Origin of the sequence: Streptomyces thermoviolaceus, assembly GCF_045209695.1 — a bacterium.
Classification (GTDB): Bacteria; Actinomycetota; Actinomycetes; order Streptomycetales; family Streptomycetaceae; genus Streptomyces; species Streptomyces thermoviolaceus.
On sequence record NZ_CP109280.1, the window covers coordinates 4,273,468 to 4,291,528 of the forward strand.

Genomic DNA, 18,061 nt, shown 5'->3' on the forward strand with positions numbered 1-18,061 from the left:
CACCACGGCTCAGGCGCGGACCGCGACCTCTGCCCCCGGCTGGTCCCGGTCCACCGGCTCCACCCGCACCGCGCACACCTTGAACTCCGGCATCCGCGAGGTCGGGTCGAGGGCCGGGTTGGTCACGGTGTTCGCGCGGCCCGCGCCGGGCCAGTGGAACGGCATGAACACCGTGTCCGGGCGGATGCCCGCCGAGATCCTCGCCGGGGCCGTCGCCCGCCCGCGCCGCGACACCACCGCCACCGGATCGCCCTCGGCCGCCCCCAGCCGTGCCGCGAGCCGGGGATGCAGCTCGACGAACGGGCCGGGCGCCGCCGCGTTCAGCTCGTCCACCCGCCGGGTCTGGGCACCCGACTGGTACTGGGCGAGCACCCGACCGGTGGTCAGCAGCAGCGGATACTCCTCGTCCGGTTCCTCGGCGCTCGGCCGGTGCGACACCGGGACGAAGCGGGCCCGGCCGTCCTCGGTGGCGAACCGGTCCAGAAACATCCGGGGAGTGCCCGGATGGACCTCCGCCGGCGTGCCCTTCGCCGAGAATCCGGAGCCACCGGTCCGGGCGCCGGTGCCGGTGCTGTCGCCGGTGGCGGCGCCGACCGGGCGCTCGGATGCCGGACACGGCCAGAACACCCCGTTCTCCTCCGCGAGCCTGCGGTAGGTGATGCCCGAGTAGTCCGCGGGGCCGCCCGCGCTGGCCCGGCGCAGCTCCTCGAACACCTCCTCCGGATCCGCCGGGAACCCCTTCTCCACACCGAGCCGGGCCGCCAGCTCGTGCAGCACCTCCAGATCGCTGCGGACACCCTCGGGCGGGGCCACGGCCTGCCGGCGCAGCAGCACCCTGCCCTCCAGGTTCGTCGTCGTCCCCGTCTCCTCCGCCCACTGCGTCACCGGCAGGACGACGTCCGCCAGCTCCGCCGTCTCCGACAGCACCACATCGCAGACGGCGAGGAAGTCCAGCGCCCGCAGCCGCTCCTCCACATGTGCGGCGCGCGGTGCGGACACCACCGGGTTGGAGCCCATCACCAGCAGCGTGCGGATGTCCGTGCCGAGGGCGTCCAGCAGTTCGTACGCGCTGCGGCCCGGCCCCGGCAGACTGTCCGGGTCCACGCCCCACACCTCGGCCACATGCCGGCGCGCCGCCGGGTCGGTCAGCTTGCGGTAGCCGGGCAACTGGTCGGCCTTCTGGCCGTGTTCGCGGCCGCCCTGCCCGTTGCCCTGGCCCGTCAGGCACCCGTACCCGGACAGCGGGCGGCCCGCCCGGCCGGTCGCCAGGCACAGGTTGATCCACGCGCCCACCATGTCGGTGCCCTTGGCCTGCTGCTCGGGGCCGCGCGCGGTGAGCACCATCGCCGACTCCGGCGCGCAGAACAACCGCACCGCCTCCCGCAGCTGCGGCACCGGCACACCGGTGACCCGTTCCACGTACTCCGGCCAGTGCGCCATGGCCGCCGCCCGCGCCTCCTCCCAGCCGGTGGTCCGCTCCCGGATGTACGCCTCGTCGGTGCGGCCCTCGGCGACGACCAGGTGCAGCAGGCCCAGGGCCAGAGCGAGATCGGTGCCGGGGCGCGGCGCCAGGTGCAGGTCGGCCTGCTCGGCCGTCCTCGTGCGGCGCGGGTCGACGACGATGAGCGTGCCGCCGTTCTCCCGCAGCTCGGTGAAGTAGCGCAGCGCCGGCGGCATCGTCTCCGCCGGGTTGGAACCGACCAGGATCACGCACCCGGTACGGGCGACGTCCTCCAGCGGAAACGGCAGCCCTCGGTCCAAACCGAATGCGGCGGTGCCCGCAGCGGCGGCCGACGACATGCAGAACCGCCCGTTGTAGTCGATCTGCGAGGTGCCCAGCACCACCCGTGCGAACTTGCCCAGCGCGTACGCCTTCTCGTTGGTCAGCCCGCCCCCGCCGAACACCGCGCAGGCGTCCGGCCCGTGCTTGTGGCGGGCGCCGTCCAGCGCCCCGGCGATCCGGTCCAGCGCCTCGTCCCAGCCGGCGGGCTCCAGCTTGCCCCCCTTGCGCACCAGCGGCGAGGTCAGCCGCAGCCGGGAGGTCAGCAGCGCCGGCGCCGTACGCCCCTTGGCGCACAACGCACCACGGTTGACCGGGAAGTCCGCACGCTCGGCCACCTCCACCCCTGCGTCGGGGCCGACGGTGAGGTTCATCCCGCATTGCAGGGCACAGTACGGGCAGTGCGTGGGCGTCGCGGATTTCGGCATGCCGCCCAGCCTGCGCGTCGTGTGTTACGCGTCCGGACGGACGCTGTTACACGTCCGGCACGGTGACCTCTTCGGGGGCGAAGGGCCGTGGTGAGGTCCGCTGCCGACACACTCGTCCCCTCGGGTTCGGCGACCGGAGCAAACGGCAGACGCCGGTGTGAGGACGACCCTAAGATCGGGGCTCGGACAGGCAGCCATGACGACGATCAGGCGGTGTGCACCTTTTGTCGGACTCGGTGAAACTCATGAAAAACACGGCCCGCGCCTCGTAAACCCGCAGGTCGCGCACTCTGCTCCCCGCGCACGCGGGGATGGACCCTCACGGACCCGGGCACCGGGGGTCGGACAGGTCTGCTCCCCGCGCACGCCGGAACGCGCCCCACCCCCTCACACCCCCCACGTCCCACCCCGTGACCCCCCGGAAACCACTCGTCACGGCCCTGCAACCACCACGCAACGTCCCGCCGGGAGGATCCCGGTATGACGGTGTCGATCCTTCCGCGTTCCGGACATGCGCCCGCCCTGGTCCTGGTGGCGCACGGCAGTCGCGACCCGCGTGCCGTGGGCACCGTGCGGGCGCTGCTGGACCGTGTCCGTGAGCTGCGCCCCGGCCTGCCCGTGCACCTGGGCCACATCGAGCTGAACGAGCCGTTGCTGCCGGACACCCTCGCGCGCCTGACCGGCACCGATGTCGTCCTGGTGCCGTTGCTGTTCGGCCCGGGACATCACGTCAAGCGGGACATTCCGCGGATGGCCGCCGCCGCACGGGCCCACGCCCGGGTGGCCGCCCCGCTCGGCCCGCACCCGCTGCTCGTCGAGGCGCTGCACGACCGGCTGACCGAGGCCGGCTGGCGGCCGACGTGCGATGCGGACGAGCGCCGCACGAGCGCGGTGGTCCTGGCGGCGGCGGGTTCCCGTGATCCGGAGTCGACGGCCGGCACCCGCCGCACCGCCCGGCTGTTGTCCGCCCGGCTCGGTGTGCCCGTGGTCGCCGCCTATGCCTCCGCCGCGGCTCCCACCGTCCCGGAGGCGGTGCGCGCGCTGGCCGCCCGCGGCCGTCACCGCATCGCCGTCGCCTCCTGCTTCGCCGCCCCGGGCCGATTCGCCGTGCAGTGCGCCGCGGCCGCCCCCGGTGTCGCCGCCGCCCCGCTCGGCGACCATCCGGCCCTGGCCCGTCTGGTCCTGCACCGGTACGACCAGGTGGTGGCGGTGTCCGAGGGAGACGGGGCGTACGAGACGTCCTCGGCCTTCGACGCCTCCGAGGTGTTCGAGCCGGTCGGTGCTTCCCTGCACTCGCCCCTCGCGGTCCGGTAAGCGCACGACCCCGCCCCCAGAGAGCCACTTCCCTGTCCCGGCGGACACCGGACGCCCCGACCGACGCCCCACCAGAGCCTCACGCAAGGCACCCCACCAGAGCCTCACGCAAGGCACCCCACCGGCCGCCCCGCCCCGCGACCGGGCGCCCCACCGCACCGCCACCTCGTACTGTCGAGGCATGGACGGGATCGCCTCCGCGGCAGCAGCGTCGTCCCACGATCATCTTCCGCCCGCCGGGTACGAGGCGTCGGCGGTGGAGCGGTGGGCGGCCGAACCGGACAAGCGGCCGGGGCGCACGGCCTTCCAGCGTGACCGTGCCCGGGTGCTGCACTCCGCGGCGCTCAGACGGCTGGCGGGCAAGACGCAGGTGGTCACCCCGGGCGAGCCCAGCCAGGCCTGGGACCCGAGCCCGCGCACCCGGCTCACCCACTCCCTGGAGTGCGCCCAGGTCGGCCGGGAACTGGGGGCCGCCCTCGGCTGCGACCCGGACCTGGTGGAGACCGCCTGCCTCTCCCACGACCTGGGGCACCCGCCCTTCGGGCACAACGGCGAGCAGGCGCTGAACGAGTTCGCCGGCGACTGCGGCGGCTTCGAGGGCAACGCGCAGTCGCTGCGGCTGCTCACCCGGCTCGAGCCCAAGCGGTTCGTCACCGACCCGGAGTCCGGGGAGCCGGTCAGCGTCGGGCTGAATCTGACGCGGGCCGCGCTGGACGCCGCGACCAAGTACCCGTGGCCGCGCGGCGCCCGTCCCGGCGACCCGCACTCGGTGAAATTCGGGGTGTACGAGGACGACCGGCCCGTCTTCGACTGGGTGCGCGCCGGGGCGCCCGGCACCCGTACCTGTTTCGAGGCGCAGGTCATGGACTGGTCCGACGACGTGGCGTACTCGGTGCACGACCTGGAGGACGGGCTGCACGCCGGGCACATCGAGCCCGCCTGCCTGCAGGCCGACCCCGAGCGGCAGGAGATCTTCGCGGTGGCCGTCGGACGGTACGTCCCGGCCGGCACCGACCCCGAGGAGCTGGCCGAGGCCCTGGACCGGCTGCTGGCCCAGGAGTGGTGGCCGCACGGCTACGACGGCTCCGCGGTCGCCCAGGCCCGGCTGAAGGACGCCACCAGCCAGCTGATCGGCCGGTTCTGCCTGGCCGCCGAGCACGCCACCCGGGAGGCGTACGGGGGCGGCCGGCTCACCCGGTACGCGGCCGAGCTGGTGGTGCCGCGCGGCATCCGGATGGAGTGCGCCGTCCTCAAGGCCGTCGCCGACCTGTACGTGATGCAGCGCGACGAGCAGGAACGGCTGCGCGCCCGGCAGCGGGTCGTCGTCCTGGAGCTGGCCGACGCGCTGACGGCACGCGCGCCGGAGGGGCTGGACCCGCAGTTCCGCGCCCTGTTCCGGCAGGCCGACGACGACCGGGCGCGCACGCGGGTGATCGTCGACCAGATCGCGTCCCTGACCGACGCCTCGGCCCGGCGCCTGCACGCACGGCTGGCCGGCCGGCCGGGCGGGCGGCCACGGCGTCCATGAAACCGCCACCGAAACCGTCCCGGACACTGACAGCGCGCTTATCCGCAGCCGTGATACCCGTGAAAGGCACCGTGATCGGTGCGCCGGACGTGCCCCGGAAGCATGATCGACGGGTCCTTGTGTGACCCTCTGTGGCCTGATCGGGCCACTCCCTCTTCCCGCATCACGCTCCGTGCGGGACGCTCGCATGGGGCGGCACCCTGATGAGGAGGCGACACGTGGTCGACGCGGATGAGACATTCGTCATCGTCGGAGGTGGTCTGGCCGGCGCCAAGGCGGCCGAGACCCTCCGGGTGGAGGGCTTCAGCGGCCGCGTCATCCTCATCTGCGACGAGCGGGACCATCCCTACGAGCGTCCGCCGCTGTCCAAGGGGTTCCTCCTCGGCAAGGAGACACGCGACAAGGCCCTCGTCCACGAGCCCGCCTGGTACGCGCAGAACGACATCGAACTGCACCTCGGGCAGACCGTCGACGCCATCGACCGCGTCGCGAAGACCGTCCACTACGGCGACGACGGCACGCACGTCCGCTACGACAAACTGCTGCTGGCCACCGGCGCCGAACCGCGCCGCCTGGACGTCCCCGGCACCGGTCTGGTGGGCGTGCACCATCTGCGCCGCTTCGCCCACGCCGAACGCCTGCGCAACGTCCTGACCCACCTCGGGCGGGACAACGGGCACCTGGTGATCGCGGGCGCCGGCTGGATCGGCCTGGAGGTCGCCGCCGCGGCCCGCTCCTACGGCGCCGAGGTCACCGTGGTCGAGCAGGCCCCCACCCCGCTGTACGGGGTGCTCGGGCCCGAGCTGGGGCAGCTGTTCACCGAGCTGCACCGCGAGCGCGGCGTCCGGTTCCACTTCGGGGCCCGCATCACCGAGATCGTCGGCCAGGACGGAATGGTGCTGGCCGCCCGCACCGACGACGGCGAGGAGCACCCCTGCCACGACGTGCTGGCCGCGATCGGCGCCGCGCCGCGGGTCGCGCTCGCCGAGGCGGCCGGGCTGGAGCTGGCGGACGCGGCCCACGGCGGCGGCATCGCCGTGGACGAGCAGCTGCGCACCTCCGACCCGGACATCTACGCCGCCGGTGACGTGGCCTGCTTCCCGCACTCCCTGTTCGGCACCCGGCTGCGCGTGGAGCACTGGGCCAACGCCCTCAACGGCGGCCCGGCCGCGGCCCGCGCGATGCTCGGCCGGGACGTCGTCCACGACCGCCTGCCCTACTTCTTCTCCGACCAGTACGACCTCGGCATGGAGTACAGCGGATGGGCCCCGCCCGGCTCCTACGACCAGGTGGTGATCCGCGGGGACGCCGGGAAGCGGGAGTTCCTCGCGTTCTGGGTGAAGGAGGGCCGGGTGCTGGCCGGGATGAACGTGAACGTGTGGGACGTCACGGAGCCCGTCCAGCGGCTGATCCGCAGCGGCGCGCAGGTCGACACCGAGGCCCTGGCGGACCCGCACGTGCCGCTCGACAGCCTGATTCCCTGAGGAACTCGCTGGTGAAGGCCCGAGGGCCCGTGGATCCCGGACGGTGACCACGGGGCGTGCGCCGTCCCGGTCGGGCCCCCGCTCGCGGCGGGTGCCCGACCGCACCCCCGTAGAATTCACGCGTGGCAGGACGGATCAAGGACGAGGACGTGAAGGCGGTTCGGGACGCCATCCCGATCGACGCCGTGGTGTCCGAGTACCTCCAGCTGCGCAACGCGGGCGGGGGCAACCTGAAGGGCCTGTGCCCGTTCCACGACGAGAAGACCCCGTCCTTCCAGGTCAGCCCCAGCAAGGGGCTGTTCCACTGCTTCGGCTGCCAGGAGGGCGGCGACACCATCACCTTCGTGATGAAGATCGACCACCTCTCCTTCTCCGAGGCGGTCGAGCGGCTGGCCGCCCAGGCCGGCATCACCCTGCGCTACGAGGAGGGCGGGTACAACCCGGCCCAGCAGCGCGGTGAGCGGATCCGTCTGATCGAGGCGCACAAGCTGGCCGCCGAGTGGTACGCCGAGCAGCTGGCCACCAGCCCGGAGGCCGAGGCCGGCCGGGTCTTCCTCGCCGAGCGCGGCTTCGACCAGGCCGCCGCCGTCCACTTCGGCGTCGGCTACAGCCCCCAGGGCTGGGACCACCTCACCCGCTTCCTGCGCGGCAAGGGCTTCAGCGACAAGGAACTGATCGTCTCCGGCCTCGCCCAGGAGGGCCGCCGCGGCCCCATCGACCGCTTCCGCGGCCGGCTGATGTGGCCGATCCGCGACATCGGCGGCGAGGTCGTCGGCTTCGGCGCGCGCAAACTGTACGAGGCCGACACCGGGCCGAAGTACCTGAACACGCCGGAGACGCCGATCTACCGCAAGTCCCAGGTGCTGTACGGCATCGACCTGGCGAAGAAGGAGATCGCCAAGACCAGCCGGGCCGTCGTCGTCGAGGGCTACACCGACGTCATGGCCTGCCACCTCGCCGGGGTGCGCACCGCGATCGCCACCTGCGGCACCGCCTTCGGCGGCGAGCACATCAAGATCCTGCGCCGGCTGCTGATGGACAACGGCTCGGCCCGGGTGATCTTCACCTTCGACGGGGACGCGGCCGGGCAGAAGGCGGCCCTGCGGGCCTTCGAGGACGACCAGAAGTTCGCCGCGGAGACCTACATCGCCATCGCGCCCGACGGCATGGACCCGTGCGAGCTGCGCCTGGCCAAGGGCGACGAGGCCGTCGTCGACCTGGTCGAGCCGCGCACCCCGCTGTTCGAGTTCGCGCTGCGCCAGATCGTCTCCCGCTACGACCTGGACACCCCGGCCGGCCGGGCCGCCGCCCTGGACGAGGCCGCGCCGGTCGTCGCGCGGATCAAGAACAGCGGCGCCCAGCACGAGGTCGCCGTCCAGCTCGCCGGTCTGCTCGGCATCCTCGACACCCAGTTCGTGGTGCGGCGGGTGGCGCAGCTGGCCCGCTGGGCCCGCGAGCGCGGCGGCCGCCTGCCCACGCCGGAACCCCGGCCCGCGGCCCCGCAGCCCGCCGCCTGGGCCGACGGGACCCGGCCCGTGCCGCGCGGACCGGCGCTGCACCTGCGCAACCCCGTCCACGCCACCGAGCGCGAGCTGCTGAAACTCGCGCTGCAGCGCCCCGAGCTGGTCTCCCCGGCCTTCGACGCCTACGGGGTGGACGAGTTCACCGCCGCCCCCTACGCGGCCGTCCGCCAGGCCATCGCCGACGCCGGCGGCGCCGAGGACGGCGTGGCCGACCCGCAGGACTATCTGATCCGGGTCCGCGAGGCGGCCCCCGACGACCAGGTGCGGGCGATGGTGACCGAGCTGGCCGTGGAGCCGATCAAGATGCACCGGGGCGCACGCGAGGTGGACGAGACCTACGCCGGCGAACAGCTGGTCGCCGTCCGCCGCCGCGCCGTCGAACGCCGTGTCCGTGACCTGCAGAGCGCGGTGGCCCGCCTGTCCCACGGCGGTGATCCGGCCCAGCTCGCCGCCGTGCAGAACGAACTGTGGGTGCTGCAGCAGTACGACCAGGCACTGCGGGAGCGGGGCGCACAGGCGCTGTAGGTTTCGAGCCCTGTGGCGCCCGGGCACGGGGCACCCCGGCGTCCGGGCGCCGCCCGGTCCGGTGCCGACGACCCCGGGCACGGAGGTCGTTCCCGCGCGGCTCTCGCACCGTCCTCGCGCCCGCCCCGTGACCGTCCGGACGCAAAAAGTCACCGCACGCCCCTCGTGGCGGAGTTGCGTCGTACCCCACACTGGGTCCGGTGCCCGAGTCCCCGGACCCCGGCCGGTCCTTGTCCCCCCGCTCGTCCTGCACCACCGCGGCCCGCCCGTCGTGCACGGGCCGGACCGCGGCGAGGCCGCCGGATGCGTCCCCGAGTACCGCTGCCGCACTGGTCGACAGCGACGATCCTGGAGGTCGCCCGCGTGCAGACCCAGACCCTCACCCAGACCGACGCCGCGCCCCGCCTCGTCGTCGCGGCCGTACCGCCGCAGGACCAGGTCGTACGTCACCCGGAGACCGGGGCCCGGGCGCACCCGGAGACGGCGACGCCGCCCGCGCCGCAGGACGGTGCCGCGCAGGACGCGGACGCGGCGGAGCCAGGGCCGCCCAAGGACACCGGACTGCCGGAGGACACCGGGCCGCTGGAGGACGCCGGGCCGCTGGAGGACGCCGGGCCGCTGGAGGACACCGGACCGGCTGTGGACGCCGAGCCGTCCGTCGCGGTCCGGGCCGAGTCCGGCGGCTCCTCCGGGGACCTGTTCCGGCAGTACCTGCGGGAGATCGGCCGGATCCCGCTGCTGACCGCCGCCGAGGAGGTGGAGCTGGCCCGGCGGGTGGAGGCCGGGCTGTTCGCCGAGGAGAAACTGACCACCACGCCCGGCCTGGACGACCGGCTCGCCGCGGACCTGCGGCGGCTCGTCGTCCTGGGCCGTGTCGCGAAACGGCGGCTCATCGAGGCCAACCTGCGGCTGGTGGTGTCCGTCGCCAAACGCTACATGGGCCGCGGGCTGACCATGCTCGACCTGGTGCAGGAGGGCAACCTGGGGCTGATCCGGGCGGTGGAGAAGTTCGACTACGCCCGCGGCTACAAGTTCTCCACCTACGCCACCTGGTGGATCCGGCAGGCCATGTCGCGGGCGCTGGCCGACCAGGCCCGCACCATCCGGGTGCCGGTGCACGTCGTGGAGCTGATCAACCGGGTGGTGCGGGTGCAGCGGCGCATGCTGCAGGAACGCGGGTACGAGCCGACCGTGGAGGAGGTCGCCGCCCGGCTGGAGCTGCCGCCCGAGCGGGTCGACGAGCTGCTGCAGCTCGCCCAGGAACCGGTGTCCCTGCACGCCCCGGTCGGCGAGGAGGAGGACATCGTCCTCGCCGACCTCATCGAGGACGGCGACGCGGCCTCCCCGGTGGAGTCGGCGGCGTTCCTGCTGCTGCGCGAGCACCTGCAGGCCGTGCTGGCGACGCTGGGGGAGCGGGAACGCAAGGTCGTCCAGCTGCGCTACGGGCTCCTGGACGGCCGGCCGCACACCCTGGAGGAGATCGGGCGGCTGTTCGGCGTGACCCGGGAACGCATCCGGCAGATCGAGTCCAAGACCCTCACCAAGCTGCGCGCCCACACCTTCGCCGACCAGTTACGCGGCTACCTGGACTGAGCGCATCGACGAAGGCGGCTGCCCGCGCCGAGACCTGAGACCACCGGCGAAGGCCGCTGCCCGGGCCGAGCGCACCGACGACAAGGGGGCCGCCCGGGCAGGCGGCCCCCTCCCTCGTCGATCCGGTCACCCCGTGCCTCAGTCGACCTCCGCGACCGCCTGCGCGAACTGCGCCTTGTACAGGCGGGCGTAGGCCCCGTCGGCGGCCAGCAGCTCGTCGTGCGAGCCCTGCTCGACGATCGAGCCGTTCTCCATGACCAGGATGGTGTCCGCGTCCCGGATCGTGGAGAGACGGTGGGCGATGACGAACGACGTCCTGCCGTGCTGCAGTTTGGCCATGGCCTTCTGGATCAGCACCTCGGTGCGGGTGTCCACCGAGCTGGTCGCCTCGTCCAGGACCAGGATCGCCGGGTCCGACAGGAACGCCCGCGCGATGGTGATGAGCTGTTTCTCACCCTCGCTGACCCCGGAGCCCTCGTCGTCGATGACGGTGTCGTAGCCGTCGGGCAGGGTGCGGATGAACCGGTCGGCGAGCGCGGCCCGCGCCGCCTCCTCGATCTCGCCGCGGGTCACCTCGCGGGAGGCGCCGTAGGCGATGTTCTCCGCGATGGTGCCGCCGAACAGCCAGGTGTCCTGCAGCACCATGCCGATGCCGGAGCGCAGTTCGTCCCGGGACATCCGGGCGATGTCCACCCCGTCCAGGGTGATGCGCCCGCCGGTGACCTCGTAGAACCGCATCAGCAGGTTGACCAGGGTGGTCTTGCCGGCGCCGGTCGGGCCGACGATGGCGACCGTGTGACCCGGCTCCACCGTCAGCGACAGGTCCTCGATCAGCGGCTTGTCCGGGTCGTAGCGGAAGGAGACGTGCTCCAGCTCGACCCGGCCGCGCAGCCGCTCCGGCCGCAGACCCGGCACCGGGTCCGGGGACTGCTCCTCGGCGTCGAGGAGTTCGAAGACCCGCTCGGCGGAGGCGACACCGGACTGCACCAGGTTCGCCATCGAGGCGATCTGGGTCAGCGGCATGGAGAACTGCCGCGAGTACTGGATGAAGGCCTGAACGTCGCCGATGGACAGCGCACCCGACGCCACCCGCAGACCGCCGACCACGGCCACCAGCACATAGTTCAGGTTCGACACGAACATCATCAGCGGCTGCATGATGCCGCTGTGGAACTGCGCCTTGAACGAGGCCTCGTACAGCGCCTCGTTGTGCTCGGCGAACTGCGCGGCCGACTCCTGCTGCCGGCCGAACACCTTCACCAGGGTGTGCCCGGTGTACATCTCCTCGATGTGCGCGTTCAGCTTTCCGGTGCTGCGCCACTGCTGCACGAACTGCGGCTGGCTGCGCTTGCCCACCGCGGCCGCCACCACGAACGACAACGGCACCGTCACCAGCGCCACCAGCGCCAGGATCCAGGAGACGTAGAACATCATCACCAGCACGCCGATGACGGTCAGCAGCGAGTTGATGAGCTGCCCCATCGTCTGGTTCAGCGTCTGCCCGATGTTGTCGATGTCGTTGGTGGCCCGGGAGAGCACCTCACCGCGCTGCCGCCGGTCGAAGTACGACAGCGGCAGCCGCGACAGCTTCGCCTGCACGTCCTCGCGCAGCCGGTACACGGTCCGGTTCACCGTGCGGTTCACCAGCCGTGTCGCCACCGCCATCAGCAGACCCGCCGCCAGGAACGTGCACAGTGCCAGCAGCAGGACGGTGCCGACCGCACCGAAGTCGATGCCCTTGCCCGGGGTGAAGTCGGTGCTGCGCAGCATGTCGGCGACGGCGCCCTGCCCGTGCTGCCGCATGCTCTCCAGCACCTGTTCCTTGGTGGCCCCGGCGGGCATCTGCCGTCCGACGATCCCGGCGAACACCAGGTCCGTGGCCTTGCCGAGGATCTTCGGCCCGATCACGCTGAGCGTGACGCTGACCACCACGCACAGCACCAGGGTGACGATCGTCGCCCGCTCGGGCCGGAACCGGGCGAGGAGCCGGCGGCTCGATCTCTTGAAGTCCAGCGTGCGGTTCTCGGGGGTGGCCGTCATCCGGCCCATGGGCCCGGCCATCAGGCAGCCTCCGCTTCCGTCAGCTGGGAGAGCACGATCTCCCGGTAGGTGTCGTTGTCCGCCATCAGCTCGTGGTGGCGGCCGCTGCCCACCACCCGGCCCTCGTCCAGGACGATGATCCGGTCCGCGTCCCGGATGGTCGCCACCCGCTGGGCGACGATGACGACGGTGGCGTCGGCGGTCTCCCGGGCCAGGGCGGCCCGCAGCGCCGCGTCGGTGGCGTAGTCCAGGGCGGAGAAGGAGTCGTCGAACAGGTAGATCTCCGGGCGCTGCACCAGCGTGCGGGCGATGGCCAGACGCTGACGCTGACCACCGGAGACGTTCGTGCCGCCCTGCGCGACGGGCGCCTGAAGCCCGCCCTCCAGCTTGCTGACGAAGTCCTTGGCCTGCGCCACCTCCAACGCGTGCCACAGCTCCTCGTCGGTGGCGTCCGGGTTGCCGTAGCGCAGGTTGGACGCGATGGTGCCGGCGAACAGGTACGGCTTCTGCGGGACGATGCCCACCGTCTTCGACAGCAGCGCCGGGTCGATGTCGCGCACGTCCACGCCGCCCACCAGGACCTCGCCCTCGGTGGCGTCGAACAGCCGGGGCACCAGTCCCAGCAGCGTGGACTTGCCGCTGCCGGTGGAGCCGATCACGGCGGTCACCTCGCCCGGGCGGGCCACCAGGTCCACCGCCTTGAGCACCGGCTCCTCGGCACCCGGGTAGCGGAAACCGGCCTGACGCAGCTCCAGATGCCCGTGGCTGCGCAGCTGCGCGACCGGCGCGAGCGGCGGCACCACGCTGGACTCGGTCCGCAGCACCTCCTGGATGCGCTCGGCGCACACCTCGGCCCGCGGCACCATCATGAACATGAAGGTGGCCATCATGACCGACATCACGATCTGCATCAGATAGGCCAGGAACGCGGTCAGGTCACCGATCTGCATGCCGCCGCTGTCGATGCGGTGCGCGCCGAACCACACCACCGCGATGGACGACAGGTTCACCACCGTCATCACCATCGGGAACATCAGCGCCAGCAGCCGGCCGGTGGCCAGTGCCATGTCCGTCAGGTCGCCGTTCGCCTTGCGGAAGCGCTCCTTCTCGTACTCGTCCCGGACGAAGGCGCGGATGACGCGGTTGCCGGTGATCTGCTCGCGCAGCACCCGGTTCACCGTGTCCAGACGCTTCTGCATGGACCGGAACAGCGGGCGCAGCCGGCGCACGATCAGCGTCACACAGATGCCCAGCACCGGGACGACCGCGACCAGGACCCCCGACAGCGGCACGTCCAGCCCGAGGGCGAGGACGATCCCGCCCACACACATGATGGGCGCCGACACCATCAGGGTGAACGTCATCAGGGCCAGCATCTGGACCTGCTGCACGTCGTTCGTCGTACGGGTGATGAGCGAGGGCGCGCCGAAGCGGCCGACCTCCCGCGCGGAGAAGGACTGCACCCGGGCGAAGACCGAGGCGCGGATGTCCCGTCCGAGCGCGGAGGCGGTGCGCGCACCGTGGTAGACGGCACCGATGTTGCAGAGGATCTGCGCCAGCGAGACGCCGAGCATCACGGCACCGAAGGTGAGGATGTAGCCGGTGTCCCCCTTCACGACACCGTTGTCGATGATGTGCGCGTTGAGCGTGGGCAGATAGAGAGTGGCGCAGGTCTGCAGAAGCTGCAGCAGCACCAGAACGGCCAAGGGTCTTCTGTAGGGCCTGAGAAAGGTCCGCAGGAGTCTTATGAGCACAGGGATCTTCCGGAGTCGGCGGTTCGGGGATCGGTCGCTGTCCCCTGGCCCCTATCGTCGGACGACTGCCCTGCGTTACCTCAACCGATTAACCCGCGCGAGGACCCGCCCGAGGCCCGTCGCCGGCCGGGCGATCCTCCCCGCACGGGTGCGATCGGGACGTGTCGGACCTTATGGGGCGTCACGGGTGGAACGCCCCGGGGTGGGTCTGCTCGCGCACCGCCGCGTACTGCTGACGCACCGCCTGGCCCGCCGCCAGTTCCTCGCCCGGCTCCAGGATCTGGGCCACCGCGCCCTGCCAGGCCGGCGGGGTGTGCGGGTCCAGGGTCCCCCGGGAGACGCCGAGCGCCCACGCCGCCTGCCGGGCGGCCCCGATCGCGGCGTAGTCGGCCGGCTGCGGCACCACGACCTGCGCACCGAACAGCGACGGCGCCACCGCCTGCACCGCGGGCAGTTCCGCGGCCGCCCCGACGAGGAACACCCGCCGCGCCTGGACGCCCCGCCCGCGCAGCACGTCCAGGGCGTCCGCGAGCCCGCACAGCATGCCCTCGACGGCCGCCCGCGCCAGGTGTTCCGGCTTCATCGACTCCCGCCGCAGACCGGCCAGCGTCCCGGCGGTGTGCGGCAGGTTCGGGGTCCGCTCGCCCTCCAGATACGGCAGCAGCACCAGCCCGTGCGCCCCCGGCGTGGACTTCAGCGCCAGCTCGGACAGGCTTTCCAGGTCCGGCAGGCCCAGCAGCTCGGCGGTGCCGCGCAGCGCCCGCACGGCGTTCAGCGTGGTGACGACCGGCAGGTGCATGCCGGTGGCGTCGGCCAGCGAGGTGATCGTCCCGGACTGGTCCACCAGCGCCTCGGGGTGCACGGCCATCACCGAGCCGGAGGCGCCCAGCGACACCACCACGTCCCCGGGCCCCAGCCCGAGGCCGAACGCCGCCGCCATGGGCTCCCCGGTGCCCGCCGAGATCAGCAGGCCCTCGGGCGTCGTGCCGGCCGCCTCGGCCGGACCGAGCACCTCGGGCAGCGCCACCTGGTGGCCGATCGCCAGCTCCACCAGGTCCGGCCGCCAGGTCCCGGTGGCCGTCGACCAGTAGCCGGTGCCGGAGGCGCCGCCCCGGTCGGTGGTGCGCCGCACCGGCCGGCCCAGCAACTGCCACACCAGCCAGTCGTGCGCCTGCAGCACCGATGCGACACGCCCGGCGTTCTCCGGTTCGTTCTGCGCCAGCCACCTCAACTTGGTGACGGGATGAGCGGCTTGGGGCACGCACCCCACGGCCTGCGCCCAGGCCTCCCGCCCGCCGAGCGCGTCGGTCAGGTCGGCCGCGGCCGCCTGCGTCCGGCGGTCGCCGCCCACCAGGGCGGGCCGGACCGTGCCGCCCTGGGCGTCCATCGGGATCAGCGCGTTCTGCTGCGCCGACACGCCGATGGCCTGAACACCCTCCAGCAGCCCGCCCTCCGCGGCCTGCCCCAGGGACAGCAACCACGCCTGCGGGTCGACGTCGGCGGGGCGGGTTCTGCCGTCGGGGGCCTCCACCGGATGCGGGGCGTAACCCTGCCGGAGCACGGCCCCGGTGTCCGTGTCGCAGACCACGATGCGCGTGAAGTCAGGTGAGCTGTCCAACCCGGCGACTATCCCCATGGCGGAAATTGTGCCGTATCAGGGGGTGTGGCCGTGGCGGACGCATGCCGGCGGCAGCGTCCGGTGCGGGTGCGCTCAGACGTTCCCGGTGCCCCAGTCGTCGCCCGCGCCGGCGCCGTGCCCGCTCAGGGAGCGCATGCGCCGGGCCACCGGCTCCGGCATCCGGTCCCCGACCTTCTCGCTCACCGTGTGGCACGCCCGGCCCGCGATGCGGCGTCCCTGCAGCGCCGCCGTCTCCGCGGTGTTGCGCACCGCCGGGTTCTCCGCGACCCGGCGCGCCGCCGTCACCAGCTGCTCGTAGCGCTCGCGTCCCGCCTTCGTCCCCAGTACGTACCCCACAGCCAGCCCTGCGATGAACACGAGCCGGTAGCGCATGGTGGCCACCCTTCCTTGCCTCGACGTCGACAGCCGGGGAGGACCGATTGGCGGAGCACCCCCCTGCTTGCGCTAATGTATGTGTCGCAGCGAGCGCACGCCCACTGAGCACCACCCGGGCAGGCGCGTTCGAGGCACCGAGGCATTCCTCCGTAGCTCAATTGGCAGAGCAGCCGGCTGTTAACCGGCAGGTTACTGGTTCGAGTCCAGTCGGGGGAGCTTCGATCCTCCGTAGCTCAATTGGCAGAGCAGCCGGCTGTTAACCGGCAGGTTACTGGTTCGAGTCCAGTCGGGGGAGCATGCTGAACGAGGACCCTTCGGGGTCCTTTTTCATGTCCGGCGCGTGTTCTGCCTGCCCAGCGCGGGTGTCGCGGCAGGTCGAAGCCGATCCGGCGGCACGGGAACCGTCGGCGGCCGTGGCGCAGTCTTGAAGGTCATGACGGGTCGCGTCAGGCCGCTGAAGCCGACCATGGCGAAGCAGGAGATCTTATGAGCGGCTATGCTGCGGCAGACGGCGCGTACAAGTGTGCGCGACACGCCGTACGGGGCGGTAGCTCAGCCGGTTAGAGCAGCGGACTCATAATCCGTCGGCCGTGGGTTCGAGTCCCACCCGCCCCACTCCTGCGGTTCACCACCGCAAGCCTCTCACCTGCAGAGATGCCGAGCGCGTCGCCGCGCCGAGGTGTCGCCCGAGCGGCCGAAGATCGTTTGCTCGCCCGCTGCTCGCCCGAGCGACTCAAGGACACCGGCACGCTCCTCGGATCGTCCGACGAGCGGCCGCCTCGAGCCGGGCACGCCCGGCGGCCGTGACGCGGATCACCCGGCAGGCGGCGACGGTTTTCCGTCATCGCTTCTTCCGAAGGGCCGTCAGAGCCCTGGACCCGCAGGTTCCCCGGTTCGTCCCTGGGACGCGGACATGCGTGCCGCCTGCCGTCCCCCTGTGTCCCCCGCCGGCTCGACGCCGACGGGGCAGGACAGGAGCACGGCAGGCGACACGCCGTGGGATCGCCCGGCCCTCAGCGGGTGGTGCGAGACGTGTCCGTGCCGGCGGCGTCGGACGTCTCCGGGAGATCGTCGCGGTCGCCCTCGGCCTGGGACGGGGTCGGATACGGGGTGTCGGGGTGCCCGGCGGTGCGGCGGACGTCGTTGTCGTCGCGTTCGCCTTCGGCCTGGGACGGGGTGCGCTCTCTCATGGCGTGGCTCCCGGCGGACGGGGACGGTCCTGACTGCGCTGCCGGGTACCCAGAAAGGTGCTGTGACGCACGTCACCGGGTGCGGCGGTGGTGCACGTCGCCGGGAGCGGCGGGCTGGTACGCGTCACCGGGAGCTGCACCGGCTGCACGGGCGTCGGCGTGGTGCCCGTGGGGCCCGTGGTGCTCGTACTCGCGGTGCCGTGCGCAAGCGCGGCGTGGGCGTGTCAGGGCAGCAGCAGGAGCTTGCCCCGTGCCCGGTTGCTCCGGCTGATCCGGCGGGCGGTCTCCTCGTCCTCGAGGGGGGCGGTGCCCGCGACCGGGATGCCGAAGCGGCCCTCGGCCGCGAGCCGGGCGAACTCGGCGAGCGCGTCGGCCGTATGGCCGCTGCGGTCCTCGGTGAAGGAGGTGCGGACTCCCAGCTCCGCGGCCTCCGACACGCCCGAGACGCCGCAGGTGAGACGCCTTTCGGGTCGCCGCCGACGGCCCGGACGAGATCCGGCGGGGTGCCGCCGACCGGCGCCGTGTCGCGGGCGAGGTCGGCCGGTTTCGCCGTTGAGGGTCTCGACCCGCTCGGCCATGCCGTCCGCCGTAGGCGGTGACCTTCGCGCCGAACGCGTGCAGCCGCCCGGCGTGGCTCTCCCCGGCGGTGGCGATCACCCGCATGCCGCGCAGCAGGGCGATCTGCCCGGCCGCGTGGCCGATCGTGGTGCCGCCGCCGTGGATCAGCATCGTCCTGCCCGGCTCCGTGCCGAGCAGTGACAGGTGCCGGCAGGCGGTGTCGACCGCCATCGGCAGCGCGGCCGCGCGCACGAAGTCGAGGTCCTCGGGCACGACGGTCCACCGGTCCATGATCGCGTGCTGCGACGCGCCGGCGCTGGATGTCCCGCG

General features: G+C 72.8%; 12 protein-coding genes and 3 tRNA genes. 8 read left to right on the plus strand and 7 right to left on the minus strand.

What is annotated here, in order from left to right:
* Nucleotides 1-9: 9 nt before the first annotated feature.
* Complete coding sequence (locus tag OG899_RS18660; protein WP_406311095.1) at nucleotides 10-2,208, minus strand: molybdopterin oxidoreductase family protein; 2,199 nt, start codon at nucleotides 2,206-2,208, stop codon at nucleotides 10-12.
* A 480-nt stretch (nucleotides 2,209-2,688) separates the two neighbouring features.
* Here OG899_RS18660 and OG899_RS18665 point away from each other — a divergent pair, with 480 nt between their 5' ends.
* From OG899_RS18665 to OG899_RS18685, 5 genes are all read left to right on the plus strand, one after another.
* The gene (locus OG899_RS18665) at nucleotides 2,689-3,522 is read left to right on the plus strand and encodes a sirohydrochlorin chelatase (protein WP_125500447.1); all 834 of its coding nucleotides are present in this window, start codon (nucleotides 2,689-2,691) and stop codon (nucleotides 3,520-3,522) included.
* Nucleotides 3,523-3,703: 181 nt separating this feature from the next.
* Nucleotides 3,704-5,050 (plus strand): deoxyguanosinetriphosphate triphosphohydrolase, encoded by a 1,347-nt coding sequence (locus OG899_RS18670; RefSeq protein ID WP_125500446.1) that lies wholly within the window; start codon nucleotides 3,704-3,706, stop codon nucleotides 5,048-5,050.
* Between the two features lie 218 nt (nucleotides 5,051-5,268).
* Nucleotides 5,269-6,534, plus strand: coding sequence for an NAD(P)/FAD-dependent oxidoreductase (locus OG899_RS18675; protein ID WP_125500445.1), 1,266 nt, complete (start codon nucleotides 5,269-5,271; stop codon nucleotides 6,532-6,534).
* A 122-nt stretch (nucleotides 6,535-6,656) separates the two neighbouring features.
* Nucleotides 6,657-8,582, plus strand: coding sequence for a DNA primase (gene dnaG, locus OG899_RS18680; protein WP_125500444.1), 1,926 nt, complete (start codon nucleotides 6,657-6,659; stop codon nucleotides 8,580-8,582).
* 303 nt (nucleotides 8,583-8,885) lie between these two features.
* Nucleotides 8,886-10,175 (plus strand): RNA polymerase sigma factor, encoded by a 1,290-nt coding sequence (locus OG899_RS18685; RefSeq protein ID WP_189427510.1) that lies wholly within the window; start codon nucleotides 8,886-8,888, stop codon nucleotides 10,173-10,175.
* A 138-nt stretch (nucleotides 10,176-10,313) separates the two neighbouring features.
* Here the strand turns inward: OG899_RS18685 and OG899_RS18690 are convergent, their stop codons facing one another.
* From OG899_RS18690 to OG899_RS18705, 4 genes are all read right to left on the minus strand, one after another.
* Complete coding sequence (locus OG899_RS18690) at nucleotides 10,314-12,236, minus strand: ABC transporter ATP-binding protein (RefSeq protein WP_189427511.1); 1,923 nt, start codon at nucleotides 12,234-12,236, stop codon at nucleotides 10,314-10,316.
* On the minus strand, nucleotides 12,236-13,969 hold the full coding sequence (locus OG899_RS18695) for an ABC transporter ATP-binding protein (RefSeq protein ID WP_125500441.1): 1,734 nt from the start codon (nucleotides 13,967-13,969) through the stop codon (nucleotides 12,236-12,238). Before OG899_RS18695 ends, OG899_RS18690 begins: the two co-directional genes overlap by 1 nt.
* Nucleotides 13,970-14,150: 181 nt before the next feature.
* Entirely contained in the window at nucleotides 14,151-15,605 is a 1,455-nt protein-coding gene (locus OG899_RS18700) for an FGGY family carbohydrate kinase (protein WP_125500440.1), read from the minus strand.
* Between the two features lie 75 nt (nucleotides 15,606-15,680).
* The gene (locus OG899_RS18705) at nucleotides 15,681-15,980 is read right to left on the minus strand and encodes a YtxH domain-containing protein (RefSeq protein WP_125500439.1); all 300 of its coding nucleotides are present in this window, start codon (nucleotides 15,978-15,980) and stop codon (nucleotides 15,681-15,683) included.
* A gap of 146 nt (nucleotides 15,981-16,126) precedes the next feature.
* Here OG899_RS18705 and OG899_RS18710 point away from each other — a divergent pair.
* The 3 genes from OG899_RS18710 (at nucleotide 16,127) to OG899_RS18720 (ending at nucleotide 16,598) form a co-directional block, all read left to right on the plus strand.
* Nucleotides 16,127-16,199, plus strand: a tRNA-Asn gene (locus OG899_RS18710).
* A gap of 6 nt (nucleotides 16,200-16,205) precedes the next feature.
* Nucleotides 16,206-16,278 (plus strand) — tRNA-Asn (locus OG899_RS18715).
* A gap of 246 nt (nucleotides 16,279-16,524) precedes the next feature.
* Nucleotides 16,525-16,598 (plus strand) — tRNA-Ile (locus OG899_RS18720).
* A 398-nt stretch (nucleotides 16,599-16,996) separates the two neighbouring features.
* Here the strand turns inward: OG899_RS18720 and OG899_RS18725 are convergent.
* Nucleotides 16,997-17,173, minus strand: a complete 177-nt coding sequence (locus OG899_RS18725; RefSeq protein ID WP_406311096.1) for a hypothetical protein — start codon at nucleotides 17,171-17,173, stop codon at nucleotides 16,997-16,999.
* 224 nt (nucleotides 17,174-17,397) lie between these two features.
* Nucleotides 17,398-17,610 (minus strand): zinc-binding dehydrogenase, encoded by a 213-nt coding sequence (locus tag OG899_RS18730; RefSeq protein ID WP_229813645.1) that lies wholly within the window; start codon nucleotides 17,608-17,610, stop codon nucleotides 17,398-17,400.
* Nucleotides 17,611-18,061: the final 451 nt, after the last annotated feature.

What these genes read in the sequence shown, in the direction of transcription:
- OG899_RS18660 (WP_406311095.1), bottom strand. Translation starts at nt 2,208, where the DNA reads ATGCCGAAATCCGCGACGCCCACGCACTGCCCGTACTGTGCCCTGCAA.
- OG899_RS18665 (WP_125500447.1), top strand. Translation starts at nt 2,689, where the DNA reads ATGACGGTGTCGATCCTTCCGCGTTCCGGACATGCGCCCGCCCTGGTC.
- OG899_RS18670 (WP_125500446.1), top strand. Translation starts at nt 3,704, where the DNA reads ATGGACGGGATCGCCTCCGCGGCAGCAGCGTCGTCCCACGATCATCTT.
- OG899_RS18685 (WP_189427510.1), top strand. Translation starts at nt 8,886, where the DNA reads ATGCGTCCCCGAGTACCGCTGCCGCACTGGTCGACAGCGACGATCCTG.
- OG899_RS18690 (WP_189427511.1), bottom strand. Translation starts at nt 12,236, where the DNA reads ATGGCCGGGCCCATGGGCCGGATGACGGCCACCCCCGAGAACCGCACG.
- OG899_RS18700 (WP_125500440.1), bottom strand. Translation starts at nt 15,605, where the DNA reads ATGGGGATAGTCGCCGGGTTGGACAGCTCACCTGACTTCACGCGCATC.
- OG899_RS18705 (WP_125500439.1), bottom strand. Translation starts at nt 15,980, where the DNA reads ATGCGCTACCGGCTCGTGTTCATCGCAGGGCTGGCTGTGGGGTACGTA.
- OG899_RS18725 (WP_406311096.1), bottom strand. Translation starts at nt 17,173, where the DNA reads ATGAGAGAGCGCACCCCGTCCCAGGCCGAAGGCGAACGCGACGACAAC.